The organism is Asaia sp. HumB (genome assembly GCF_030263835.1).
GTDB lineage: Bacteria > Pseudomonadota > Alphaproteobacteria > Acetobacterales > Acetobacteraceae > Asaia > Asaia bogorensis.
The window spans coordinates 1,097,519-1,121,990 of record NZ_JARPML010000002.1 but is presented as its reverse complement, the minus strand read 5'-3'; the positions used below and the strand labels follow the sequence as shown (position 1 = coordinate 1,121,990).

The 24,472-nt window shown below is 59.7% G+C and carries 25 protein-coding genes; 15 read left to right on the top strand and 10 right to left on the bottom strand.

What is annotated here, in order from left to right:
* The first annotated feature begins 15 nt into the window (after positions 1-15).
* The 4 genes from P5689_RS06115 to P5689_RS06100 are packed head-to-tail and all read left to right on the top strand — an operon-like array spanning position 16 to position 4,308.
* Entirely contained in the window at positions 16-1,158 is a 1,143-nt protein-coding gene (locus tag P5689_RS06115) for a baseplate J/gp47 family protein (RefSeq protein ID WP_285532490.1), read from the top strand.
* Positions 1,158-2,393 (top strand): hypothetical protein, encoded by a 1,236-nt coding sequence (locus P5689_RS06110; protein ID WP_285532489.1) that lies wholly within the window; start codon positions 1,158-1,160, stop codon positions 2,391-2,393. Before P5689_RS06115 ends, P5689_RS06110 begins: the two co-directional genes overlap by 1 nt.
* A complete protein-coding gene (locus P5689_RS06105) occupies positions 2,393-3,052 on the top strand; it encodes a hypothetical protein (protein ID WP_285532488.1) in 660 nt (219 codons plus the stop codon). The genes P5689_RS06110 and P5689_RS06105 overlap by 1 nt, the downstream gene beginning before the upstream one ends.
* Complete coding sequence (locus P5689_RS06100; protein WP_285532487.1) at positions 3,052-4,308, top strand: hypothetical protein; 1,257 nt, start codon at positions 3,052-3,054, stop codon at positions 4,306-4,308. The genes P5689_RS06105 and P5689_RS06100 overlap by 1 nt, the downstream gene beginning before the upstream one ends.
* 42 nt (positions 4,309-4,350) lie before the next feature.
* On the opposite strand, the gene P5689_RS06095 is transcribed toward P5689_RS06100, so the two are convergent.
* The 9 genes from P5689_RS06095 to P5689_RS06055 all read right to left on the bottom strand — a co-directional run bounded on the left by P5689_RS06095 (position 4,351) and on the right by P5689_RS06055 (position 15,119).
* Positions 4,351-5,682 (bottom strand): c-type cytochrome, encoded by a 1,332-nt coding sequence (locus P5689_RS06095; protein WP_408868566.1) that lies wholly within the window; start codon positions 5,680-5,682, stop codon positions 4,351-4,353.
* Entirely contained in the window at positions 5,682-7,460 is a 1,779-nt protein-coding gene (locus tag P5689_RS06090; RefSeq protein WP_285532486.1) for a GMC family oxidoreductase, read from the bottom strand. Before P5689_RS06090 ends, P5689_RS06095 begins: the two co-directional genes overlap by 1 nt.
* Positions 7,461-7,487: 27 nt before the next feature.
* On the bottom strand, positions 7,488-8,183 hold the full coding sequence (locus tag P5689_RS06085; protein ID WP_285532485.1) for a gluconate 2-dehydrogenase subunit 3 family protein: 696 nt from the start codon (positions 8,181-8,183) through the stop codon (positions 7,488-7,490).
* Between the two features lie 151 nt (positions 8,184-8,334).
* Positions 8,335-9,192 (bottom strand): hypothetical protein, encoded by an 858-nt coding sequence (locus P5689_RS06080; protein ID WP_285532484.1) that lies wholly within the window; start codon positions 9,190-9,192, stop codon positions 8,335-8,337.
* Positions 9,193-9,219: 27 nt separating this feature from the next.
* Complete coding sequence (locus P5689_RS06075) at positions 9,220-10,230, bottom strand: hypothetical protein (protein ID WP_285532483.1); 1,011 nt, start codon at positions 10,228-10,230, stop codon at positions 9,220-9,222.
* Positions 10,227-11,144, bottom strand: coding sequence for an Hsp33 family molecular chaperone HslO (locus P5689_RS06070; RefSeq protein WP_285532482.1), 918 nt, complete (start codon positions 11,142-11,144; stop codon positions 10,227-10,229). Before P5689_RS06070 ends, P5689_RS06075 begins: the two co-directional genes overlap by 4 nt.
* 52 nt (positions 11,145-11,196) lie before the next feature.
* Positions 11,197-12,180, bottom strand: a complete 984-nt coding sequence (argF, locus tag P5689_RS06065; protein ID WP_285532481.1) for an ornithine carbamoyltransferase — start codon at positions 12,178-12,180, stop codon at positions 11,197-11,199.
* Entirely contained in the window at positions 12,177-13,403 is a 1,227-nt protein-coding gene (locus P5689_RS06060; protein ID WP_285532480.1) for an aspartate aminotransferase family protein, read from the bottom strand. Before P5689_RS06060 ends, argF begins: the two co-directional genes overlap by 4 nt.
* 129 nt (positions 13,404-13,532) lie before the next feature.
* Positions 13,533-15,119: a D-aminopeptidase gene (locus P5689_RS06055; RefSeq protein WP_285532479.1), complete on the bottom strand. Its 1,587-nt coding sequence runs from the start codon at positions 15,117-15,119 to the stop codon at positions 13,533-13,535.
* Positions 15,120-15,179: 60 nt separating this feature from the next.
* Between P5689_RS06055 and P5689_RS06050 the strand changes: the two genes are divergently transcribed.
* The 9 genes from P5689_RS06050 to P5689_RS06010 all read left to right on the top strand — a co-directional run bounded on the left by P5689_RS06050 (position 15,180) and on the right by P5689_RS06010 (position 20,282).
* Positions 15,180-15,812, top strand: a complete 633-nt coding sequence (locus P5689_RS06050; RefSeq protein WP_023979339.1) for a regulatory protein RecX — start codon at positions 15,180-15,182, stop codon at positions 15,810-15,812.
* Between the two features lie 47 nt (positions 15,813-15,859).
* Complete coding sequence (locus P5689_RS06045) at positions 15,860-16,366, top strand: CHAP domain-containing protein (protein WP_285533850.1); 507 nt, start codon at positions 15,860-15,862, stop codon at positions 16,364-16,366.
* A 51-nt stretch (positions 16,367-16,417) separates the two neighbouring features.
* On the top strand, positions 16,418-16,720 hold the full coding sequence (locus P5689_RS06040) for a twin-arginine translocase TatA/TatE family subunit (RefSeq protein WP_146926528.1): 303 nt from the start codon (positions 16,418-16,420) through the stop codon (positions 16,718-16,720).
* A gap of 7 nt (positions 16,721-16,727) precedes the next feature.
* Complete coding sequence (locus P5689_RS06035; RefSeq protein WP_062165369.1) at positions 16,728-17,345, top strand: methylthioribulose 1-phosphate dehydratase; 618 nt, start codon at positions 16,728-16,730, stop codon at positions 17,343-17,345.
* On the top strand, positions 17,342-17,899 hold the full coding sequence (locus tag P5689_RS06030) for a cupin domain-containing protein (RefSeq protein WP_285532478.1): 558 nt from the start codon (positions 17,342-17,344) through the stop codon (positions 17,897-17,899). Before P5689_RS06035 ends, P5689_RS06030 begins: the two co-directional genes overlap by 4 nt.
* On the top strand, positions 17,896-18,588 hold the full coding sequence (gene mtnC, locus P5689_RS06025; protein WP_285532477.1) for an acireductone synthase: 693 nt from the start codon (positions 17,896-17,898) through the stop codon (positions 18,586-18,588). Before P5689_RS06030 ends, mtnC begins: the two co-directional genes overlap by 4 nt.
* The gene (locus tag P5689_RS06020; protein ID WP_285532476.1) at positions 18,585-19,514 is read left to right on the top strand and encodes a bifunctional riboflavin kinase/FAD synthetase; all 930 of its coding nucleotides are present in this window, start codon (positions 18,585-18,587) and stop codon (positions 19,512-19,514) included. The genes mtnC and P5689_RS06020 overlap by 4 nt, the downstream gene beginning before the upstream one ends.
* A 37-nt stretch (positions 19,515-19,551) precedes the next feature.
* Positions 19,552-19,974, top strand: coding sequence for a fosfomycin resistance glutathione transferase (locus tag P5689_RS06015; protein WP_023979345.1), 423 nt, complete (start codon positions 19,552-19,554; stop codon positions 19,972-19,974).
* A gap of 95 nt (positions 19,975-20,069) precedes the next feature.
* Positions 20,070-20,282 carry a hypothetical protein gene (locus tag P5689_RS06010; protein WP_023979346.1) on the top strand — a complete coding sequence of 71 codons (213 nt, stop codon included), beginning with the start codon at positions 20,070-20,072 and terminating at the stop codon, positions 20,280-20,282.
* 44 nt (positions 20,283-20,326) lie between these two features.
* Here the strand turns inward: P5689_RS06010 and P5689_RS06005 are convergent, their stop codons facing one another.
* The gene (locus tag P5689_RS06005) at positions 20,327-20,752 is read right to left on the bottom strand and encodes a hypothetical protein (protein ID WP_023979347.1); all 426 of its coding nucleotides are present in this window, start codon (positions 20,750-20,752) and stop codon (positions 20,327-20,329) included.
* Positions 20,753-20,964: 212 nt separating this feature from the next.
* On the opposite strand from P5689_RS06005, the gene ileS reads away from it, so the two are divergent.
* Entirely contained in the window at positions 20,965-23,853 is a 2,889-nt protein-coding gene (gene ileS / locus P5689_RS06000) for an isoleucine--tRNA ligase (protein WP_285532474.1), read from the top strand.
* Positions 23,850-24,431 (top strand): signal peptidase II, encoded by a 582-nt coding sequence (gene lspA, locus P5689_RS05995; protein ID WP_023979348.1) that lies wholly within the window; start codon positions 23,850-23,852, stop codon positions 24,429-24,431. The genes ileS and lspA overlap by 4 nt, the downstream gene beginning before the upstream one ends.
* The last annotated feature ends 41 nt before the right edge of the window (positions 24,432-24,472 follow it).

Genomic DNA, 24,472 nt, shown 5'->3' with positions numbered 1-24,472 from the left:
GGAATCAGGAAGCTCATGGCGTTTTCTCTGCGTTCTTTCTCATCCCTTGTTCAGACGGCGGTTGTTACGGCGCAAGCGAGCTGCGCAGGAAAACTGACACTCGATATAGGAACGCCAGGGCGTGCGCTTGTCGAGAGCGTTTCGGGACTTGGGCTCTGGCTGCAATACATGCTGATGCAGGTGCTGTGTCGGACACGGCTTGCGACATCGAGTGGCGCTGACTGCGACAGCTTCGTCGGGGATTTTGGCATGACACGACTGCCCGGCGTGAAGGCGCTGGGATCCGTCACCATGACCTGTTTTTCCTTTCAGGATATCTCGGCTGTGGTGCGGCCGGGCGTCACGGTAAGAACAGCGGCGGCTGTGACGTTTCAGGTTATTGCCGATACGACCCACGAACGTTGGTCGAGTGCGACGCGGGGGTATGTCCGCCCGACTGGCGTAGCCTCGCTTACCTTGCCCGTAGAGGCCCTACTGGAGGGCGTTCAGGGTAACGTTGCTTCAGGTGCCATATCGCTTATGGGCACGCCGGTTGCCGGAATTGATATCGTCACCAATGAAGCCGCTTTTGCCAATGGGGCAGATCAGGAGACTGACGCCCAGCTTCGGCAGCGTTTCCCGCTCTGGCTTGCCGCCAAGGCAAGCGCCTCACGGGCCGCGGTGGAAAGCGCCATCGCTGAAACTCAGAATAATCTGGACTATGCAATTTTCGATGGTGCGGCGCCGGATGGAACGACGCGTCAGGGATATTTCACGGTTGTTGTCGACGATGGGAGTGATGCCGTGCCTGATCAGGTGCTGCGTCGTGTGTATGCTCAGGTTGATGCCTGCAAGGCTCTTGGTGTTGGCTTTGCCGTCCAGCGACCCGTCATGTTTTCTGTCTCGGTTTCAATGGTTGTGAGCATAACTCTCGGCGCTGATGCCGATACGGTGCAGCGTACTCTGCTCGAGGCCATCAGCGCTGATATCCGGGCGTCACGTATCGGGGGCGGCTACGCCTATAGTCGGCTTGGCTATGTGGCCTATGCGGCGGCAGGTGATGCGGTGCTGTCGATATCACAGATACGTCTGAATAACGCGCAGGAAGATATTGTGGGGGAAGCCAGTCAATCGCTTTTCCCAGGCACGATCTCCGTACAGATCGTTCAGGAGGGGTAATGCCGAAATTCAACAGTTATTTTCCAATCCCCTCTATCGGTGGGGCGGAAGTTCTTGTCGTTGCGACATCAGATGGTGTCGAGACGCTCAATGCCACAGCAAGCCAGATTGCCGGCGCACCAGCCGACTCACCGGCCAGCGGTGAATTCTTCGCCGAGGAAGGTGCTAAGGTCAGTCGCTATGGCGACCGGTTCTTTATCGGCGCTGCCGCCGATTATCCGGCGCTCAATACGCGTGACGTAGACCGACAGGACTGGCTTTCAGCGTTGATGGCGACGACGTCCATCGGGCCCTGGGCGCTGGAAAATGCCCAGGCGGCATGCCTCGCCCGGTTTGGCAACGGTGCCTTTGTTGCAGGATCGCGTACGTCCGATGCACTCAAGTCACGCGACAAGCTGGGTCATGTTCCCAGTTCGATCGGGATGGCAGCCTGGGGGATCGCTGATGATACGACGAGCCCGACCCAGACCACAGCCTATGCTTATTACGGTGAGGCCTGGCGTATGCCGGGCGTCAATTACCAGCCGAGCTTTGTCATGGAGCTTGAGGCCGTCAATCTGGGCGGACCAGCTTACGGTGTATCGACTCCCTATCATCCGAATTGTGGTGGCGGCACTTACGCCATACAGATTGGTGCTGGTGGAGGGCAGACCGAAGGAACGGCTGATTGTGAGGCCGGGATTGTGTTCGTCAACAATCCTGATTCCTGGAAAACCGGTATTCTGTTCAGCAACACGTCGCTTGCCGGAACGAATGGTAATGACGGGGGCTATGGAAACGCGGTCTCGATGGCGTGTAACCAGGGCATTGAGTGGCGCACACCAGAGACCCGGGAGCATGTGCAGGGGCTGGATGCCGGGGCCATGCTGTTTTCAACGGTGACGCGCACTGCAAACGGCCAGCGTGTGCAGTTTTCGGATGATGGTCTGCTTGTGACCAATATGGCGGGGCAGCTGCTCTTTTCTGTGTCATCCAATCCGTCGCCCACCAATACGCTCAATATACAGGCCGGCAGTGGCCTCGCTGCTGCGGGACTATATGTGCAGAAGGGTGATGGCGGATCGCCCAATCTCGGCCTTTATCCTGCTGCGGGTGGAGAAATACAGATGTCATCGCCCGTTGCCAGCCCGGGAGCTGCGGTACCTGCGAGGGCAGAAGGTGGTTTTTTGCATCTGAATGTGAACGGCACGGATTATCGCGTCCCGCTATTCACTGTTGAGCAGGTGGGTGGCTGATGGCTCTTCTGCGAGACCGGGATCTGGATGGGCTTCAGGCAACCGACCGGAAGCTTTTATATGACACGGGCATAGCGCCTGGTACGGCGCGCGATTTCGCCCGCCGTATGCGCCTTCTGCTACCGCAGGGATGGTTTCCAGCCTATCGGGGCGATGAGTTGGAAGAAGCGCCGGTGTTGCAGGCGCTTCTGACCGGGCTCGGAGCGGTATTGGCCTATATATGGCAGCTGATGGGGGTTGTGCGAGCCCAGACACGCCTTGGGACGATGAGTGGTGCCTTTCTAGATATGGCGCTCATTGATTATTTCGGATCCGGAAAAACTGCGCGCCTGCCTCTGGAAAAGGACAGCCATCTGCGCCGACGCATTGCTGCAGATCTGGTAGCGCCACGCAACACACGACAGGCGGTGTCGGAGGCTGTGCGTCAAATCTCTGGTGCAGCCCCTCGGATCATCGAAACGGGGACAGCGCGTGATTGCGGTGCATGGTGTCATCTGGGTGGCTATGGCGCTGTGCGCAGTCGGTATGGGACGCGACATGGCGGGCAGTTTGTCATTGAGGTTTTTCCGAAACTGCCGGTTCAGCAATTTGAACTGTATGCCGCAATCAAGGCGGTAAAGGCGTGCGGCGTGATCGCATGGGTAAGGATGGAAGCTTAATGGATCGTCCAATAATCTATTCAGGCGCCGTGCCCTTTGATACGGATCTCCTGCGTCTTGGCCGCTACGCGAAGGAAGGTGTGGGACGACTTGCAGAGATCCTGCTGGGTAGCCAGACGGTTATGGCGTCGGGTCTTGCTTGTGTGGTCTCGTCATCGGATCTGTCGGTCTCTGTCGGGCCGGGAACGATCATCGCGCCCTATGCGCTGGATGGCTCCCATATCGGAAGTGTTTCTGCGGGGCTCGCAGCGGCGCCTGCGATTGTTCCGAGCCTGTTTTATAACGACGAAGTCCAGCAGATTTCTGTTTCTTTGACTGGTGCTACGTTAACGCTCTTTGCGATCTGCAGCGAGCAGGATGACAGTCCGGATGTTCTGCCTTTCTATAATGCCGATCAGCCGGACCAGACCATGGCGGGGCCTGATAACCGCGGTAAGGCGCTGCCTACGCGCAGGACGGGGCGCATCGCGTTTGTCATGGCTTTTGATTCGCCAGCCGTCGCCGGTGCTGTGGTTGTGCCCCTCTATGAGGTGACAATTCCTGCTGGCGCACAAACCCTGTCGGGGGTTGTGGCACAGCCGGGGGCAGCGTTCATGCCGCATCTGACCCAGTTTGCGACGATGGATTTTGCCCAGCAAGTGAGTCAGCCTTACGCTGTTTGCGCGACGAGCGGTCTTTTGACTATTCCGGACTGGGCGAAACAGGTTGAGCTGCGGCTTATTGGCGCGGGCGGTGGCGGTGCATCTTGCAGTGTTATCTCTCCTGATGCCGGGGCTTTCTCGGGAGCGGGGGGTGGTGCCGGGGGCGATGCATGGGGGATCTATGCGCTTGATCCGGCGCGCGACAGCACATTGTCGGTCACGATCGGTCTGGGCGGCGGTCCGGATCAGAAAGGTGGGCCGAGCTACGTAACCTATGGCGGCCAGCCCCTTCTCTCTGCCGATGGGGGAGAAGCTGGATATTTTTCTGCCGCACGCAATTCCTGCGGCGGCAGCGGCGGGGGTGCCGCAGGAGGCATTCTATGGAATCAGTATGGAGGCGCGGGCAGTGACGGGCAGTTCGGCAATCTGGTTTTCGCCGGGAACGGTGCCGATGGACCATGGGGCGGTGGTGGCAAGGCAGGGGCGTTGCTCGGTCTGACTGCCACCAAATATGGGGCAGGTGGCGGAGGCGCTTATATGGCCCGCCAGGCGGGAGAGGTGACAGCCGGTGGGCGGGGCTTTCAGGGGGGCCTAATCTATCGGTTTCTCTATTGAGGCCGCTGAAGATGATTCGCGCATATCTTCAGTGCCGGAATATCAGTTCAGTGGATTGGACGCCGTGTTCCTGATCCACTCGGCGTTGTGTGCCCGGAAAGAGCGGACATCGTCTGCCGTTACAGCGCTACCCGTGTTACCCCAGCTATGGCGTATGAATGTCACGACATCGGCAATATCCTGATCGGTCAGGACGTGACCAAATCCCGGCATGGTCAGTGATGATTGCGCCTTGGCGGTGGCGGGTACGCTTGCGCCACGCAGGACGATCAGAATGAGCGATCCCGGATTCTTGTCCATAAGTGTAGGATTACCTGCCAGAGGCGGGAAGGCTGGTGCGTAGCCATGTCCATCGGTCCGATGACAGGCGGCGCACCGATCGACATAGACCTGTGCACCATGATCCGGCAGATGCCCTTCATGCAGCGCATTGGCTACGGTCATATCGGCCTGCCATGGTGTCTCTTTCTTGCGCGCTGGGAGTTCCGTCTTGAGATAGCGCGCAATGGCGTGGAGATCGGCATCGCTCAGATGTTGTGTGCCATGCACGATGGCCTCGCTCATGCCACCGAATGCCGATCCATGCTGGTTTCGACCGGTGGCAAGGAAGGCCACAATGTCCTCCTCACTCCATCGCCCCAGACCTGTTCTGTCGTCCTGCCGGAGATTGACCGGCGTCCAGCCATCGACGGCGCCACCACCTGCCAGATAGGTGGCGCCCTGATCGCTGGAGAGCGCTTTTTCCCGCATGGTCAGGGCACGGGGCGTGTGGCATGCCCCGCAATGACCGGGACCTTCCACCAGATAGGCCCCGCGCGCGATCTCAGCGGAGGCGAAGGAGCGGTCAGCATTGGCCATGGCAGCCTTGGGCGTGGGCGCAAAGGCCCAGCGCCATAGCGTCATGGGCCAGCGCATTGAGAGCGGCCAGGGTATGGTGTTTGCTGGCGGGGCTTTGGCGAGTGGCGCGACACCCTCGCGGAAATAGATCCACAGCGCATGGATATCGGCATCGGTCATGCGCGCGTAGGACGGGAACGGCATGGCCGGATAAAGGGGTTTGCCGTTTCTGCCGATGCCCTGACGGAGGGCTCTGGTGAAGTCGGCTTCAGTATAGGCGCCGATCCCATGCTGCGCGTCGGGTGTGATGTTGGGCGCATAGAGTGTGCCGATTGGCAGGACGAAAGGATTGCCACCCGCATAGGGGGCAGAAGGGTCGTGGGTGTGACAGGCCGAACAATCGGCCGCCTCGGCCACGTAACGTCCCTGATCGATCAGGCCGCGGTGATCGGTAGTCTGGGCGTGACCCATCGGCGGGACCGCGAATGTACAGATGAGGGTAAAGCCCGTGGCGAGCAGGAAAGACAGGCGCTTCATCATAGCGAGACCAGCGGGCCGGGCTGTGAGAGATACTGGGTGCGGATATGATACGCCGCCCAGTAAGCCAGGGCCGCAACGGTGCCTGTCGGGTTGTAACCCATGCCCTGGGGAAAGGCGTTGGAGCCGATGACAAAAACGTTCGAGACATCCCAGCTCTGCAGGTAGCGGTTCAGGGCGCTGTCCTGTGGGCTTGTACCCATAACCGCCCCTCCGCCCAGATGGGTGGTCTGATAGCGTCGTGTATCGAAGGCCTCCCCATGTTCGAGCCTGCCCAGCTCGTAGCGTCTGGCCCCAAGGGCTTTCATGATCGGTTCGATCTTGCCCACGACATACTGGTTCATGCGGATGTCGTTTTCCTTCCACGTGAAGGTCATGCGCAGAAGTGGCTGGCCGTAACTGTCTTTCCAGGTCGGATCCAGATCAAGATAGACGTCGCGATAGGCCATGTTGCTGCCATGTGCGTCCATGGCCATCGAATGCCTGTAGGTGTCGATAAGCCCCGCCTTGTAGCCGGCTCCCCAGCGCGGGGCAGATTTCCCCCCGCCTGTCATCGCGGCGGCGATCGGTTTGACACCGGCCTGGTTGACCCAGATGGGTGACCCGCCGATGAAGCCCAGCGGGCCGTGATCGAAATTATCGCTGTTGAAATCGTCTATGGCGACGCCTGCGCCGCCTGCCCCGACAAACTGGTTGGTATACTGTTTTTCAGAAAGCCATGCCCGGGACGTTGTGATGGTCTGATAGACGAAATTACGTCCTACCACGCCGGTATTACTGACCGGGTCATAGGGTTTGCCGATACCGGAAAGAAGCATGAGGTGGACATTGTGGAACTGGAAGGCTGCGAGAATGACCAGTTCCGCCTCGATGGTTTTCTCGTGGTTTTCACGTTGGTCGAGATAGGTTACGCCGGTCGCCTTGCGGCGATCGCTGTCCAGATTGACCCTCAGCACATGAGCATCGGTAATCAGGGTAAATTCGGGATCGTTGCGGAGCGCGGGCAGGATATTGATATTGGGTGATGCCTTGGAATACATGTAGCAATCATAACCGCTACAGTAACCGCAGAAATTGCATGGCCCCATCTGGAGGCCGTAGGTATTCGTATATTGTTTTGAGGCATTTGCGGCTGGCAGGGCATAAGGATGATAGCCAGCCTCCGCACTTGCCTTTCGGAACAGGCTGGCGGTGTAGACATCCTGCATCGCAGGCAGTGGGAAGTTGTCGCTGCGTGACGGGGCGAAAACGTTCCCCTTTCCGACAATCTGCCCGTTGATTTTATAAGCTTCACCAGAAGTGCCGAAAACCTTTTCCGCCTTGTCGAAAAATGGTTCCAGTTCTTCGTAGGTGACGCCGTAATCCTGCAGATTCATCGTTTCCGGGATGAATTTTGCGCCATAGCGCTCGATGACGTGGCTTTTGAGGCGAAGGTCATCGGGGGCAGCGCGAAAATGCACACCGGACCAGTGCAGACCGGCACCCCCGACGCCTTCACCTGGAAGGAATGCGGCCAGCTGCCTGTAGGGCAGGGCTGTCTGGTTGATGGTGTTGCGGATGGTGACGGTGGTTTTGGCCGGGTTCTGGAAAAGACGATGGCGAATGGCCCCGCGCAATTCGTCGATGGAGCCGGGATATGTTCCCTCATCGGCTGTTTTACGCTCGGGTCCGCGCTCAAGCATGACGACGTTTCGCCCTGCCTCACGCATTTCCTTGGCGAGGATGGCGCCTGCCCAGCCGGCCCCAATGATGACAACGTCAGTCCGTTTTGAAGTCATGCGTCTGATACTCGGTAATAAACGGGGTCAGGCCTTCTGGCCGTCGATTGATACGGGACCGAAGGGATAGGCCGCCCCTTCCTGATTGACCCAGTCCATGAAATCGGCGCGTGAGCCGGGGAAGCCCAGCAACATCCAGCCTTGCATATGACGATTGCCACCATGGATCGGGTCGGCAAAAGCGCCTTCGAGCGTGTTGCGGCGCAGCTGCTCGAAAAACAGACGGGCATTGAAGGCGGGGAAATGGACCGCGCCACCTTCGAACGCGCTCAGAAGTTCAATTTGGATATTCTGCGTCAGGTCGGCAAAATCCTTACCACGCTCTGCATTAGCGTAGTGATTGGCCGCTTCGATACCCTGCCGATAGAGATCACAAGGTGCCAGGGGGAGCTGATAGCCAAGATTGGCGGGGCCATCCTGAAATGGACCCTGCATGTACCAGAGTTCGCCGCGGCCGTAGGGAGTTTGCATCTGCCTGTCGATGAATGTCGGCACGCCCAGTGCAGTTGCACCAGGGCCATAGGCGTCATTGGGGTAGATGCAATCGCAGGCGGCATCGAGAAAGCGATGTTCAGCAGGGGAGAAGAAGCGCTTGCCTTCCTCTTTGCTGGCGGAGGCCGCAAAGGCTGGTACCTGAATTTCCTGTCCGGCAAGCAGAAAGAAGGCCGTCGTGCCCGCTGCGTTTCTGACGAAGCGTCGGCGTGAGGATGAATGGGCGCTCAATCTGTGCTCCTGACAGAACAACACTGCGTGATTCCCATATCCTGGGCGCAACTTCCTTCTTCGCGATTGCCGGGGGAAATGCAAGCGGCTTTCTGAAGAACCAACCGGTGAGACGGGTCAGGCGTACACCGGTTGGCCTGATAGCGCTGGCTCAGGAATGTTTGGAGGGCAGGGAGAGCGTGCCGGGCTTGGGGGATTTGACAGCAGGTGTTGCCGCAGGCGCACTTGCTGAAGAAGCGTCATCTCCCAGAGGGAAGATGGCGTCCGGCTCCTGAGGTGCAACGGATTTGACAGACGCAGCCGGCGTCGCGCTGGCGGTGGCCGGTGCAGCCACTGGCGCATTGGCGCTCGTGACGGCGCTGGACGCAGCCGGAGCAGGCAGTGCGGTGCCCGGCCCGATGTCCTGTTGCGTGATAGCTCCCGGAAGCGGGGCGCCGCTGGCGTCGACCAGCCAGTCATGCAGGGATTTCTTGATCTGGAATTCAAGTTCCACATTCATGTCCTGCATCATCTGGGTGGTCAGATCGTACAGGACCGCGCGGGATTCCGGATCCTTGTCGCCGGGATTGAGGCTGCGGGTGATATGGGCCAGGGCGTAGCCAGCGCGACCGCCGGAGGGGGCGGAAAGATCGACATGCGCTTCGAGCTCACCGAGTAGCGTTCCCCCAGGTGCGTGAAGGATGCTGGCTTTGGTAATCGTGAATGTGCCATTGCCTTCCGAACCGCTTGCAATAAGGCGGTCACGCGCCATCTGCTCAAGCGCCTGCTGAGGGGGCGTGGGTGCCTTGGCGGAGATATCGCCGGGTGTGCTGCCGGGAGGCGCAGAATCCACGACTTCAATATGTGCCACGTTGAGATGCATCTTGCTCAGATAGCTATAGTCGAGCGGCGCGAAGCTTTGGGGCTCGCTGTCGCCGCAGGCTGTGAGCAGGGGCGAGACACTGCCCAGCAAGAGACAGACTGAACCGAAACGAACGAAAGACTGAATGCGGGACCGGCTGCGCGACATGATCTGCTCCTGAGGATAGGGCGGTTGTTATTTCTTTTTGACGAGAGAGCGCAGCCGATCGATCAGTTTACCCGATGGCTTGAGGTCCTTGCTCGCGTCAGCTGGGATATGCCCCGCCGGTTGATGCTGGTGCAGAAACGCCCAAGACTCGGAAATCATGTCGGCAGATGCGGCATCGGGAACGGCGGGCAGGGGAGCTGAAGGTGCGTTGACCTCGCTCATGAGCGAGGAGGCCTTGCCGAGGCCGTAGTCGCGTGCCTCGAAAGCCTGCGCCTGGGCGATCATCTCGGCGTGCTCGGGCATGCCGAGATACCAGCCCAGAATAAGAGAGGGCAACATACCGGCCAAAGTCTCGTCGCTGACAACGACATTGGCCTTGGGGCAGTAGAAAGACGGCGGTGCATCGAGCTGCCTTTCCCACCATGCCAGATAAAAAGCGCAATCCAGTTCCGGGTCGTAAAACCGATGGATCAGCTGATGATCAACGACGAACGAGATCTGGGAACGCAGCGGCGCTCCGGAAAACGGCGAAAGAACGACCAAGGTTTCCGGCCCTATGCGCGCGCCAAGCAGTCGTCTGACGTCACGCGCGGAAAGAGGCTTGTCATCGACGCGGGCGATTTCGCGATCCTGCTCGATGAGCGCGGTCTGTACCTGTCTGAGATCAGCCATCATGCGCACCGACCAGGCGGCGGCAAGCTGTGTTGCAAGAAAGAGCGGCAAGGGGCGGGCTCCACCCAAAGCCGAAGGGGTTGCACTCAGCGCATTTCTGAACAAGGCGTCGAACCAGGGTGAGACGCTGGAGAGAATATCTGAGGGTTGCAGCCTCTGGACAACTTCGACATGCGAGCCGCAATATTCACGGCTCTCGTTGAAATACCATACTGCCTTGCGGTCGCTCAGGGCGTCGCTGAAGGTGACGCAGGTAATATCGTCTGCAAGGGAGATCAGCTCCTGCGGGAGCCACTGATCATAAAGCGAGCCTATGGTCTCACCGTCGATCTGGGCCGTTTTGAGAAAAGCCTCGGCATTAGTCATCGTGCGATCTCGGTGCGGTCGAAACGAAATCCGACATTGCAGAATTCGCAGTTCATGGTGATCTGACCCTCTTCAGCCATATGGTCGAGATCATCTTCAGGGAAAGTAGAGAGCACACTTGCCAGACGCGCACGATTGCACCGGCAGCCGAGACTGACCGCTCGCGGACGATCCACGATGACATCCTGTGAACCGAACAGGCGTTCGATAAGGGTGGTGGCACTCAGCTTGGTGTCGAAAAGCTCGGCGGAGGTCAGGGTATTGCCCAGAACGCTCGCCGTCTCCCAAGCGTCCTCATCGCTGTCGGCCCCTGATGAAATTCCGCCCTCTTCGGCAATCTTTTCCAGAAGCAGAGCCCCGGCCTGCCAGCCATCCGGGGTCTCTTCGCAATAAAGGCGCATCCAGCACTGATGCTGCTCACTGGTGGCGAAATAATGCATGGCCATATCGGCAAGGGTTTCGCCCTCGAGCGCTACAATGCCCTGATGGCGCTCGGTGTGAGCCCCCTGGTCGATCGTGAACGCGAAATATCCCTCGCCGAGAAGCGAGCGGGCAGACCCGGTTTCGAGTGTGTCGGGCGACCGCAGGTAAAAGCGTAGTTCACCGGCGTCGGTGCAATCGGTCACCAGCATGGAGACCGGACCATCGCCCTTGATCTGTAGCGAGAATGATCCCTTGAACTTCAGACCGGCACTCAGGCCGGCAACAAGCGAGAGCGCTTCACCGGCAAGGATGCGGCCGTCATCCGGAATATCGTGACGCGTCAGCATGATGTCAGCCAGCTTGCCAAGCCGTACCAGTCGCCCACGCACCGGTCGCTTCGCCAGATGAAATGGCGTGATGCCATGCGAGATCACCAGATCAGGCACTTCATCCGGGCGTTGCGTATCAAGAAAGGCAGGTGTCTCGATCATCTGTGCTTCAACAATTACTTCATACTCAGGGTGAAACCATCACCCGACCGGGTCAGGCCGGGCTTCCGAAGTCGCGCCAGTTCTCGCTCCCAAGAACCCAGAGCAGAAGACCTTTCTGGGCATGGAGGCGGTTTTCGGCCTCGTCAAACACAACGGAGGCCGGGCTTTCAAACACGTCTTCGGTCACTTCCTCACCGATATGGGCAGGCAGGCAGTGCATGAACAGGGCCCCTTCGGGCGCTTTCTGCATCAGGGCGGTATTGACCTGGAAAGGGCGCAGGGTGTTCAGACGCACCGTTGATTCCTCATCGGACATGCTGGTCCATGTATCGGTTACGATGCAGCCTGCCTCCCTGACGGCCTCGATGGGGTCATGCACAAGGCGGATTTTCCCCCCTTCAGCGCGCGCCCAGTCCAGAACGTCCTGACGGGGCTTCATGGATTCAGGTGTTGCAAGGGTGAGAGAGAACCCGAAGCGGACGGCGCCTTCGATCAGGGACGCAGCCACGTTGTTGCCATCACCGATCCATGCCCAATGCGAGCCCGCGACAGAACCGCGATGCTCTTCATAGGTCATGATATCCGCCAGGATCTGCACGGGATGCGAGTCCGGAGTCAGCCCGTTGACGACGGGGATGGAACTCCAGCGGACCAGTTCGCCCAGCATATCCGTCTCGCCGGTGCGGACAACGAGAACGTCCAGAAAGCGCGAAAGAACTCGCGCCGTATCGGCGAGGCTTTCGCCTCTGCCGATCTGCATGTCTGACGGCGACAGCACAGAGACATCGCCGCCCAGTTGACGCATGCCAACCTCGAAAGAGAGGCGCGTGCGTGTGGACGGCTTGGACAGCATCAGCCCAAGCGTACGTCCGGCTAGCGGGTGCGCGGGATGCATCGGAGCGCGGCGGTTATTCTGCATCGCCTTGACCGCACGACCGACATCGATGATGTCGCGCAGCGTGGCGCTGTCGAGGTCGCGCAAGTCGAGGAAGTGGCGGATCGGTGTATGAGCGCTGGCGTTCGTCTGAATGGTCATGCCTGGCTCTCCGTCCGGCTGTTCGTCTTGTTGTCTGATGTCGCGTCTTCCTGCGCTTCCAGTGCCCGGGCCGCTTGTGAAAGGATGGCGCAGGCTTCGCGACAGTCCTCCTGGGTCACAACCAGCGGCGGCAGGAGCCGCAGCACATTCTCACCTGCTGTCACGGTGAGGAGGCCTTCAGCCATGACCTGAGCCTGCACCTGGGCAACAGGCATCCTGCATTTCAGACCCCACATCAGACCGCGGCCACGAGCAAGCTCAAATACGCGCGGATGATCATGCACCAGAGCCGCCAGCTCACTGCCGAGCATGGTGCCCTTTTGCGCAACGTCATCGAGAAAGCCGTCGGCAAGAATGACATCCAGCACGGCGTTGCCAGCAGCACAGGCCAGCGGATTGCCGCCAAAAGTCGTGCCATGCGAACCTGCGCCCATCGATGCGGCAACTTCCTCACTGGCAAGAATGGCCCCCATGGGGAAACCACCAGCAATGCCCTTGGCAACAGAGATGACATCGGGTGTGACGCCATACCATTCATGGGCAAAGAGTTTGCCGGTGCGGCCCATGCCGGTCTGAACCTCGTCCAGCGCAAGGATCAGGCCAAATTCGTCGCAAACCTGGCGCAGCCCGGTCATGAACTGCGGATCAGCCTGCTTGATGCCTGTCTCGCCCTGGATGGGCTCGATCATGATGCCGGCTGTCTCGGGCGTGATGGCGGCACGCAGCGCATTCATGTTGTTGAAGGGGACGTGATCGAAGCCCTCGACAGGGGCACCAAAGCCTTCGAGATAGGCCGGGTTGCCCGTGGCGGCGATCATGGCGAGCGTGCGCCCGTGAAAGGCTCCGTTGCAGCAGATGATGCGCGTGCGCTCGGGATGACCGCGACCTGCCTGGGTCTTGCGGATCATCTTGACCATGCCTTCATTGGCTTCTGCGCCGGAATTGCAGAAGAAGACGCTGTCGGCAAAGGAATGAGCCACCAGCCTGTCGGCCAGTTTCTCGGCCTGCGGGATGCGATACAGGTTGGACACGTGCATGACGCGTGCGGCCTGTTCGGCGATCGCCTTGACCAGCCCCTCATGACCATGCCCGAGCGACGAGACGGCAATACCCGCCCCGAAATCGAGAAATCGTCGCCCGTCAGCCGTGTACAAGCAAGCGCCCTGACCATGCTCGAAAGCAAGGTCGACTCGTTTGAATGTTGGCATCAGAGCGGAAATCATGGCGATATGAGAGCCCGGTTGAAATGGATTGGAGAGATGCAACAACAAGAGCCCCGCACCTGAGGAATCAGGGCAGGGCACGGGCTGCTGCCTTACCATGATGGGGTTAATCCCCCCGGTTCGTCAAATTCAGTCTGTTATGACGTGATAAAACAGGTCGCGCGCCAGCCAGCATCCGACACGTATGCCGCGCAGGGCCTGAGCCGCATCCCGCTGGAAAGAGAGCGTCCAGTACCCCGGCGGCGAATGATCGAGCGCACGCAGACACGGGATAAGCCAGACATCATCCCCAAGCGGCAGAAGCCTCTCCATGCGCCCTTGCCCCAGCATGCCTGAGAAGGCGCCATAAAGTGCGCCGCCTGCATCGGACAGGGTCAGGATGCTGTCGAGTTCCTCACACAGATACCTCCCTGCCAGATCCTGATGCGATTGTGTCATGGCCAAACGCGACAGGATACGCTGGGTATTTTCCTGCGGACGGTTCATGATCAGGCCGCGCTCGGGGTGCCTGTCATCCTGAAATGTCAGGGTGGTGCCGTCGCGACCAGCACCGCTCTGGGTCCAGTTATCCAGGCGCTCGGGCGGATAGGCATAACGAAGCGCCAGATTGTTGCCTGACGCGCCATTCTGATCTGACGATGTGACCGTGGCCGAAAGACCGTTCTGCGCGTCGAGATAATGCCCAATTATGGCCGGGTTACCGGGCGCCTTTGTAGGCGGGGATGGGGGGATGCCGAGCGCGGCCCCCGCCAGTTCTGCCGCCGCCGAATGTGCCTCTGACATGTGGTTGAACATGACCACGACCGACAGCCGTTCCTGTGCCAGGTGCAGTCTGTGGCTACGCCAGCCGCGCAGGGCGCCGCCGTGTCCGGTCATGGCATGGCCAAACAGGCGTCCGCGCTGCAACCCGAAGCCGTAGCGGGCGGGGGTGCCATCGCTGAAGGTTACGGGCGCGCTGAGCCGGTTATAGAACCCTTGGGGATCATCGCGCTGGGCGTCGATCGCACATTCCCAGGCAATCATATCGTCCAGACTGGCCCCCAGCCCGGCATCGCCCGTCCAGAAGATGTTGTTGACCGCCTGACGATAGCCGGTGGCTTCACTGCCCTCATAGCCTTGCGTTCCGTCCGGCATGGATTGCGTGTTTGCCGCAAGAAAGGCGCTTTTCATGTCATAGCGTTCGAAAATCCGTGCGCGCAGCAATTCAGCAAAGCTCTGCCCTGTGCAGGCCTCAAACGCTTCGGAAATGAGATGGAAGTTCTGGTTGACGTAGGAGTAGCTGGTGCCGGGCCTGAAATGCAGGGATCTGGTGCCGGCAATCACCCGTCGTGCCTCTGCCAGACCAAAAACCGACTCCGTAGGGGCGCCATGCAGCATGGCCACCGCCCAGTAATCACGCAGACCTGACTGGTTGTGAGCGAGGTGAAAAATGTCCGGCGGTGGCTCCTGCAGCAAGGGCAGGCGAGAGGCGATGACGGCATCCAGCCGGGCCTTGTCCGTTACGGCGTCGAGCAGGGCGCAGGTGAACTGCTTCGTGATCGAGCACATGCGAAACAGTGTCTGCGGCGTGAATGGCGTACGGGTTTCGGCGTTGGCAAAGCCCCAGCTATGTCGCGCAATGATCTCGCCCTTTTGGATCACCGCGGCTGCCCCGCCGGGCCCCGGATAGGCAGCGGGCAGGGTCGCGAGAACACGATCGAGCAGAGCGTGAGGCATGGGGAATCTCCGGCGGGTTTTTACCATGTTGCTGCCATGAAATTATGGCACACTCCTTCCATGTCAGCGATTCCGGATCAGACTCCCCCGCCGACAGCGGAAACACTGCGTGAGGCGGCCCTGCGTCATCTGGCGCGCTTTGCCGCGACCGAACAGGGGCTTGCGCAGGTGCTCGACCGCGCCGTGATGCGCTGGGCGCGTAAATTCGCCACCCAGGGAGGCGAGACAGACCAGATCGACTCAGAGCGCGAGAAAAGCCGCGCCGTTATTGCCGCAATCGTGAGCGATATGCGTCGTATCGGCGCACTGGATGATGCCGCCTTCGCGCGTTCCCGCTCGCTCAGCCTGACCCGGTCCGGGCGGTCTCGTCGTGCCGTGGCGGCCAGCCTCACCCAGAAAGGGATCGGGGCCGAGACGTTGGGCGAGGCGATGGAAGAGGCTCTCGGCCATCGGCATGACGACGAGGCAAAGGAGCGTGAGCTGGCGGCAGCCCTTGTTCTGGCACGCAAGCGTCGGCTTGGCCCCTTCAGCCGGGATGAGGGCGAGATGGCCCGCAGTGACGCAGGGGAGGCTCATCAGCGGGCCCTGGCGATTTTTGCCCGCGCCGGATTTGGCCGAGATGTGGCCGAACAGGCGCTGGCTCTGGATCTGACAGAAGCGGAGGATCGCGTCATGGCGCTCAAATCGTCATGAGAGACACTGTGTTGAAAAGAAAGACCGCGCGAAAATTGGGCCCTTATCTGAGGCGTGGGTTGGGCGTGGGCCTGTGTCTGGGGCTCGCAGCCTGTGGGGGTGGCCCGCGGGAATATAGCCGCGCCAGTTTCAATGGCCCGCTCCAGTGCGCACCTTATGCACGAGCCAAGACAGGCGTGGCACTTTATGGGGCCGCATCATCATGGTGGCGTGGTGCCTCAGGCAAATACCGGCGAACGCAGACGCCGGCGCAGGGCGAGATCCTTGTGTTTCGTTCGACCGGGCGCCTGCCATCAGGTCATGTTTCTGTGGTGCGCAGTACGGTCTCGTCGCGCAAGATCCTCGTGGAACATGCCAATTGGGAGCCGGGCCGGATTGATCGATCCGTGCCGGTCATTGATGTCTCTCCCGGGAATGACTGGTCTCTCGTGCGCGTTTACTGGGCCCCCATCAGGAGCCTTGGTGCGCGTGCCTATCCCACTTACGGCTTTATCGTACCGCGTGATCTGGACGATATTGCGCGCTTGCAAGTGGCGCGTGATCACGCCATGTGAGAAGCGAGAAAAAAGACGGCTGGATGGTCCCGTCACACAAGGAGAGAGATTATGGGTAGCATGAGTCCCCTGCACTGGCTGATAGTGCTTGCCGTTGTGCTCATCCTGTTCGGTGGTGGCAGCAAGATCAGCGGGCTGATGGGCGACTTTGCGAAGGGCATCAAATCCTTCAAGAAGAACATGGCCGAAGACGAATCCATGGACACCCATCCGGCCCAGCCCAACGGGCAGATTGCCCCCCCGCCGCATGGCAATGCCCAGGGCGCGTCTCAGGGTGTTCCCCACGGGAATTTTCAGGCACCCCAGTACACGCCTCCGGTTTCCGGCGGCAGTGTGAACAACACCAATCACTGAGCTGTTCATGACCGAGGTTTCTGACCGGCTCTGGTCGGGTGCTGTGCAGGATGTGATCCGGGCCGGACAGCGAATGGACCAGCGCGGCTGGGTTCCTGCCACGGCGGGCAATCTGAGCCGACGCCTGTCTGACGGGCGCATCGCGATTACACGCTCCGGAGGTCACAAGGGCTTCCTGGCCGAGCAGGATGTGATCGAGATCGACCCGCAGGGGCACCCGCTTGATGCGACGCAAAAGGCCAGTGCCGAGACATTGCTGCACACACAGCTTTACGCTTTCGATCCTTCGGTCGGGGCAGTGCTGCATGGTCATTCTGTTGCAGCAACCGTGCTTTCCATGGTGATGCCGGGGGCGTCCCTCACTTTGGCGGGTTACGAACTGCTGAAGGTTTTCGAGGGTCAATCGACCCACGCGACGTCCATTGACGTGCCTGTTTTCGACAACGACCAGGATATCGCAAGGCTGGCAGGCGTCGTCGCGCCCTCACTCGGAAAAATGCCTGCGGGCTATATCATCCGGGGACATGGTGTTTATGTCTGGGGGCGGGACATGGCGATGGCGCTGGCCCGTCTCGAAGGGCTGGAATTCCTGCTGGCCTGCGAACTCGAAAGGCGGAAAGCATGAGCCGACTGACGATCTATCGCGATGACGCGCCTGAGACCATTCTGCTCGATACGCAGGATGGACGTGAAATCGCAGAGACGCTGCGCCCTCTGAATGTGCGTTTCGAGCGCTGGCAGTCCCCCGTGACGCCGGCGAAGGACGCGCCCCCTGAGGAAATTCTGGAGGCGTATCGCCCCTATCTCGACGGGCTGATGGGTGAGACTGGTGCAGGCAGTGCCGACGTGGTGCGGTTTGACCGCCACACCCCCCAGATTGCCGCCATGCGCGAGAAATACCTGTCTGAGCATACCCATAGCGAAGATGAGGTTCGTTTCTTCGTGCATGGGCAGGGGGCCTTCGTGCTCCATGTGGGCGACAAGGTCTATTCCGTGCTCTGTGTCCAGGGTGATCTGATTTCCGTCCCGGCGGGAACGCCTCACTGGTTCGATGCAGGTCTGTCGCCCGACGTCGTTGCGCTGCGCGTCTTCACAGACACGACAGGCTGGGTTGCCGATTATACCGGTGACGAGATTGCCCGTCGTTTTCCCGTCACGATTCCGGATATTGCCGCATGAGCGCTATTCGTCTGATTCTGCTCGATATCGAGGGAACAACCCTGCCGATTTCCTTCGTCAAGGATGTGCTGTTTCCGTATTCGGACAAGGTCATGCCCGATCTGCTGCGCGAAAAGGCCAGCGATCCGCTGGTCAAGGTCGCGCTGGCCGATATCGAGGCGGCCAATCCAGGATGTGATCCTGTGGCGCAGCTCCATGACTGGACGGTACGCGACGAGAAGGTGGCCCCTCTGAAGTCCCTGCAAGGCCTTGCCTGGAAAACGGGTTTCGAAAGCGGTGAACTCAAGGCCCGTCTCTACCCAGACGTACCCTCTGCCCTGAAGGCGTGGCACAAGGCAGGGTTGCGCCTTGCGGTGTACTCTTCGGGCTCTGCCAGCGCACAGCGCCTGCTCTATGGCTATTCTGATGCGGGTGATCTGACAGATCTGTTTGAGGCATTTTACGACCTCGATATCGGTGGCAAGAAGATTGCCGAAAGCTATCGCGAGATTGCTGCTCGGGCAGGTGTTGCCCCCGAAGAGATCCTGTTCCTTTCCGATGTGGGGGCCGAACTCGACGCCGCTCTTGAGGCCGGGCTCAAGGTTTGCCAGCTTGTCCGTGCCGAGGATGGCACCCGTCCTCATGCAGGTGTTCGTCAGGCCGATGACTTGCCGGGTGTCAGCCGACAGTTCGAGCTGCCGGTTTCATGACCCTGTACGAGAACTGGACGGCGATACCCGCAAAAGCCCGTGGTGCCGCCGTAGCTCTCGGTAATTTCGATGGTGTGCATCTCGGGCATGTCCATCTTCTCAGATCCCTCCATGGTGCGCGGCCCGATCTGGCGCTTGGGGCAGTCACCTTCGAGCCGCATCCACGCGAGTATTTTCGTCCTCAGGACCCACCCCTGCGTCTCATGCTACCCGAGACAAGAGCCTTCTTTCTGCATGAGCAGGGCGTACGCTCCATCTTCCAGCTGCCGTTCGATGCCGATTTCAGTCATCTGAGCCCGGACCAGTTTGTCGAGGATGTGCTTCACAACGCGCTGGGCGTTCAGCATGTGGCTTGCGGGCCTGATTTCGCTTTCGGCCATCGCAGGGCGGGCAATATCGACTACCTCGCGCGCAAGCTTGAAACGCTCGGTATCGGGCTGACTGTGGTGCCGCCCCTGACCGATATCAGCGGTCCTTTTTCGTCCTCACGAATCCGGCGTCTGCTTCAGGAAGGTTACCCCGAGCGCGCCGCTGAGGAACTTGGCCGGTCATGGTTCATCCGGGGCGAGGTCGCCCATGGTGACAAACGCGGGCGCCTTCTTGGTTTTCCTACGGCCAATATTTCCCTTGGGCGACATATTGAACCCGCACGTGGTGTTTATGCCGTGACAGTGCACCATCCTGACGGAAGGATCAGCCCGGGTGTCGCGAATATTGGCCGCCGTCCGACAATCAATGACGGACAGGAAAGTCGGCTCGAAGCGCATCTTTTCGACCTGAATGAGGATCTTTACGGTCAGACGCTTGAGGTCAGCCTGCACAAGCTGCTGCGTGATGAGCGTCGGTTCAACGGCCTTGACGAACTGAAAGCACAGATTGCCGAGGATGCTGCAAGCGCACGTCTCGTGCTTTCCGCTCTTCCTTGATTGAACACGCGAGACCCTGGTTTTGTCTGACAGAAGTCTGATCAGGGGCATCAATCACGTCACGCTCTGTGTTCGCGATCTCGATCGGTCGATTCCGTTTTACCGCGATCTTCTTGGCTGCGCCCTTCGTGAGAGATGGGAGAAGGGAGCGTATCTCGAGGCTGGCTCCCTTTGGCTTTGTCTTGAGTTGCTGCCTGACTCGCAAGCCATTTCCCGGCGTGATGACTCCCATCTGGCTTTCACTGTCGAGCCCGCAGGTTTTACCCCGATGTGTGAGAGGCTCCTCGGCAAGGTAACGCTCTGGAAGCAGAACAGAAGCGAAGGCGATTCGCTCTATTTTCTCGATCCCGACGGTCACAAGCTCGAAATCCACGTGGGATCACTGTTGACCCGTTTGCGATCGCTACATGCCGCATCAGGCGGGGATCATTGGACGATGACCCTGACAGGAAGGGCCTGAGGTGGACTTGCCTTTTTTGTGAAGTTTTAGATGTTTTATCTCACATGACATGATGTTATAGATTACCCACGGTTAATGAGGCGTGGGAGGCTGTCATGTTCGGTGCGATGCAAATGTATCAGATGCAGGCAATGGAACAGCATATCGCCCAAAAAGAGAACCGCCGCCGTGAGAGCGTTTCACGCTTGATGCGCCTGCGCGATTTCCTGCGGCAGGACCTCGCTTCACTTGGTGAGCAGATCGACACGACACTCGATGCCGTCTGTTCCGGGCCCGGCCTTCCGACGACGAGAATTCGCCGATCGTAAGGCCGATAGGCAGCGGGCTGGGGTTGTGATCGGGGTGCGCCTGGTCAGTTGACGATCGTGCATGAAAACGGGGTCTGGAGAACGCGATAGAACTCCTTGCCATGCAGGAAAAAGATCAGTTTTAGCGACACATTTCCGTCCATCAGAAACTTCAGATTGGTGTTGCAGTAACGATTGGCCGTCGCGTCATAGAGAAGCTGCTTGAGCTTGTCTCTGGAGAACGTCTGGATACAGTTGTCAGCCTCCCGGGTCAGTTCGATTTCCTCAACGAGAATCCGCCCGTCCCGACTGGTCGCCGTGATCGTTTCCATCTCATTTTCATAATCGGGTGCTTTTTTGTTGAGAACGGCAACCACCCTGTCGATCTGTGCAATCGTGATTTCAGTATCGAATTTGAACTCTCCAGCACGAGACTCTGTACATGCCAGGCACGACACGATTGAAAGAGCGAGCAGGATAAGGTTCTTCATCGGATTTTCCCGTATTTTCAGTAATGGTAACATCAAATACAGATTGATGACATGCCTCCTGACAGTGAAGGCAGCGTATATCGTTGCCAGATCCATTCCTTCGCCGACCGTTATCCAGCCCCGATCCTCGCCGCATTGCACCTCGGCACTTGACCCGCGAGCCTCCCTATTCGCATAACTCCCGGTTCCCTGACTCCGTCGATTGATCGAAAATGCCTGATTCCAAAAGCCAAGATCCTCAGGACCGTTATCGCGACACGGTCTTTCTGCCCCGTACCAGCTTCCCGATGCGTGGCAATCTGCCGACACGTGAGCCGGAAATTCTGGCGCGCTGGGAGTCGATGGGGCTGGATGAGAGCATTATCGAGGCAGGCAAAGGCAAGCCGGTCTTCACCCTGCATGATGGCCCGCCCTATGCAAACGGTCACCTGCATATCGGTCACGCCCTGAACAAGATCAACAAGGACGTGATCAACCGTGCCCAGCGCATGAATGGCGCCCGTGTGCGCTATGTGCCTGGCTGGGATTGTCACGGTCTGCCGATCGAATGGCGTGTCGAGGAAGAATACCGCAAGGCAGGCAAGAACAAGGACGATGTGCCTGTTCTGCAGTTCCGCGCCGAATGTCGCGAGTACGCGCGTCGCTGGCTCGACATCCAGGCCGAGGAATTCAAGCGTCTGGGCGTGCAGGGCGAGTGGAAGAACCGCTACGCCACCATGGATTTTTCATCCGAATCTGCCATCGTGGGCGAGATCGGCAAGTTCCTGCTGAATGGCGGACTGTATCGCGGCCTGCGCCCGGTCATGTGGAGCCCGGTCGAGAAGACAGCGCTCGCTGAAGCCGAGATCGAATATCACGACATCACCTCCACCACGATCCATGTGGCCTTCCCCATTGAGGCAGATCCGACGCCCGGTCAGGCTCTTCAGGGGGCTTCTGCGGTTATCTGGACCACCACGCCCTGGACGATTCCGGCCAATCGCGCCCTCGCCTATGGGCCTGAAATTGCCTATGTCGTGCTGCGTGCCGACATCATGGAAGAGAACAGCCTCGTTGCTCCCGGCTCACGTTTTCTGGTCGCCGAAGAGCGCGTAAGCGATTTCTGCAAGCAGGCCGGTATCCAGGACCATCACATTCTCTACACCCTGCCCGGTGAGGCGCTCGAGGGCACGATCTGTGCCCACCCGCTGCGTGGCTGTGGCTATGAATTCGATGTGCCGATGCTGCCCGGCGAGTTCGTGACGACCGATGCCGGTACGGGCCTTGTGCACATGGCCCCGGCTCATGGTCAGGACGACTTCCTGCTGACACGGCAATACGGCATTGAAGTGCCCGAACTGGTGCAGGATGACGGCACCTATGCGCCGTGGGTTCCCCATTTTGCCGGTATCCACGTGTTCAAGGCGGCTGACCCGGTCTGCAATGCCCTGACCGAGGCGGCGCAGCGCTGGGCTGCCAATGGCGATGCCGCTGCGGGCCTCGTGGCCCGGTCGAGCATCGTGCACTCCTATCCGCATTCATGGCGCTCGCGTAAGCCGATCATTTTCCGCGCCACCCCGCAGTGGTTCATCCGCATGGATGGCGATCAGGCCCTGCGTCGTAAGGCGCTGGATGCGCTGGCAGATGTCACCTTCGTCCCGGAGGCCGCACGCAACCGCCTCACCTCCATGATCGAACAGCGCCCTGACTGGTGCATCAGTCGACAGCGCGCCTGGGGCGTGCCGATTGCCGTTTTCGTGGAAAAGAGCACGGGCGAGGTGCTGCGTGATCCGGCGGTCATGCAGCGTATCGTGGATGCCATGGCCGAGCATGGTGCCGATATCTGGTACAGCGCTGACCCTGCCACCTTCCTGGGTGAGGGACGTGACCCCGCGCAGTACGAACAGGTGTTCGACATCGTCGATGTCTGGTTTGAAAGCGGCTCGACCCACAGCTTCGTGCTGGGTCAGGATGGCCTGAATTTCCCGGCCGATCTCTACCTTGAGGGCTCCGATCAGCATCGCGGCTGGTTCCAGTCCTCGCTGCTCGAGAGCGTCGGCACACGTGGCGTGGCCCCCATGAAGGCCATCGTCACCAATGGCTTCGTGCTCGATGAGCAGGGCCGCAAGATGTCGAAGTCGCTGGGCAATGTGATTGCCCCCAAGGAAGTGACCGACAAGCTGGGCGCGGATATCCTTCGCCTTTGGGTTGTCAATTCCGACAGCAACGAAGACCTGCGTATCGGCAACGAGATCCTCAAGCAGCAGGGTGAGCTTTATCGTCGACTGCGCAACACGCTGCGCTGGCTGCTGGGCGCGCTCGACGGGTTTACCCCTGAAGAGGCGGTACCTTTCGAGCAGCTTCCCGAGCTGGAGCGCTATATCCTGCATCGCCTGAGCGATCTGGGCGGTCTTCTCAAGCAGGCGGTCCAGACCCATCAATGGGTGGGCGTGTATCCGATGCTGCACGGGTTCTGCACGACCGATCTTTCGGCCTTCTATTTCGACGTGCGCAAGGATGCGCTCTATTGCGATGCGCCGTCCTCACTGCGTCGTCGTGCTGCCCGCACCGTGCTCGATATCCTGCACCGTGCCCTCGCCACCTGGCTTGCACCGGTTCTGGTCTTCACGGCTGAAGAAGCCTGGACATCGCGCTTTGGCGAAGAGAGTTCGGTGCATCTGCAGGCATTCCTCGAGCCCGATCCCGCCTGGCATGATACGGTTCTGGGCGAGCGCTGGAACCGTATCCGTGCTCTGCGCCGCGTCATCACGACCGAGCTTGAGGGCGCGCGTCGGGGTGGCGTGATCGGCTCGTCGCTCGAAGCCCGTCTCAGCCTGCCCCTGACCGAACAGGAACAGGCCGTGTTTGGGGACGTCGACTGGGCTGAACTCGCCATTGTCTCGCAGGCCGATATCCAGCTCCTGACCAATGTGCCGTCGCTTTATATCGATGACAGCGCCACCACCGAGCACGAGGGCGTTGTCAGCGCTCATCCGGGGCCGGGTGTGGGCGAGGCAGAGGGCAGCAAGTGCCTGCGCTGCTGGCGTGTGCTGCCCGAAGTCGGGAGCCAGACCTCCCATCCGGGTCTCTGCCTGCGCTGTAGCGATGTGGTGACAGCGTGAAATCAGCCAAAGTCACACTCTCCTTCGGTCGGCCGGCAACCTTGCTGGCCGGTCTGGCAGCGTTCATCGTGGTGCTTTGCGCCGATCAGGGCAGCAAATGGTGGATCCTGAACGTCTTTGACCTTCCCGCAAAAGGGAGCGTGGTCATTGCGCCGGGGCTGAACTTCACGATGGTGTGGAACCACGCCGTGACGTTTGGGATGCTCGGCGGCGTCGGCCGCTACGGGCCGTTGCTGTTTTGCACAGTGGCCCTCGTCGCCGTGTTGGCCCTGCTATGGCAGACATTGCGTACGTCGCGCATGGTCGTGGCCATTGCCTCGGCTGCCATTGCCGGCGGCGCGGTCGGGAATGTCATCGACCGTATGCGCTTTGGCGCTGTGGTCGATTTCATTCATGTCCATGCCTATGGCTGGAGCTGGTATGTTTTCAACGTTGCCGATTCGGCCATTGATTGTGGTGTGGTTGCCTGGGTGATCGACTCCATTCTGGCAGATCGTCGCCAGTCAGCTTCCAGCGGAAAGCCCTCACCTGTTTCGGATGGCGCCTCCGATCACGGTTCGGTACATCGCGAGCATTGATCTCTTGTCGATGCCGAAACGCTCATTTAGGATCGGGTCCG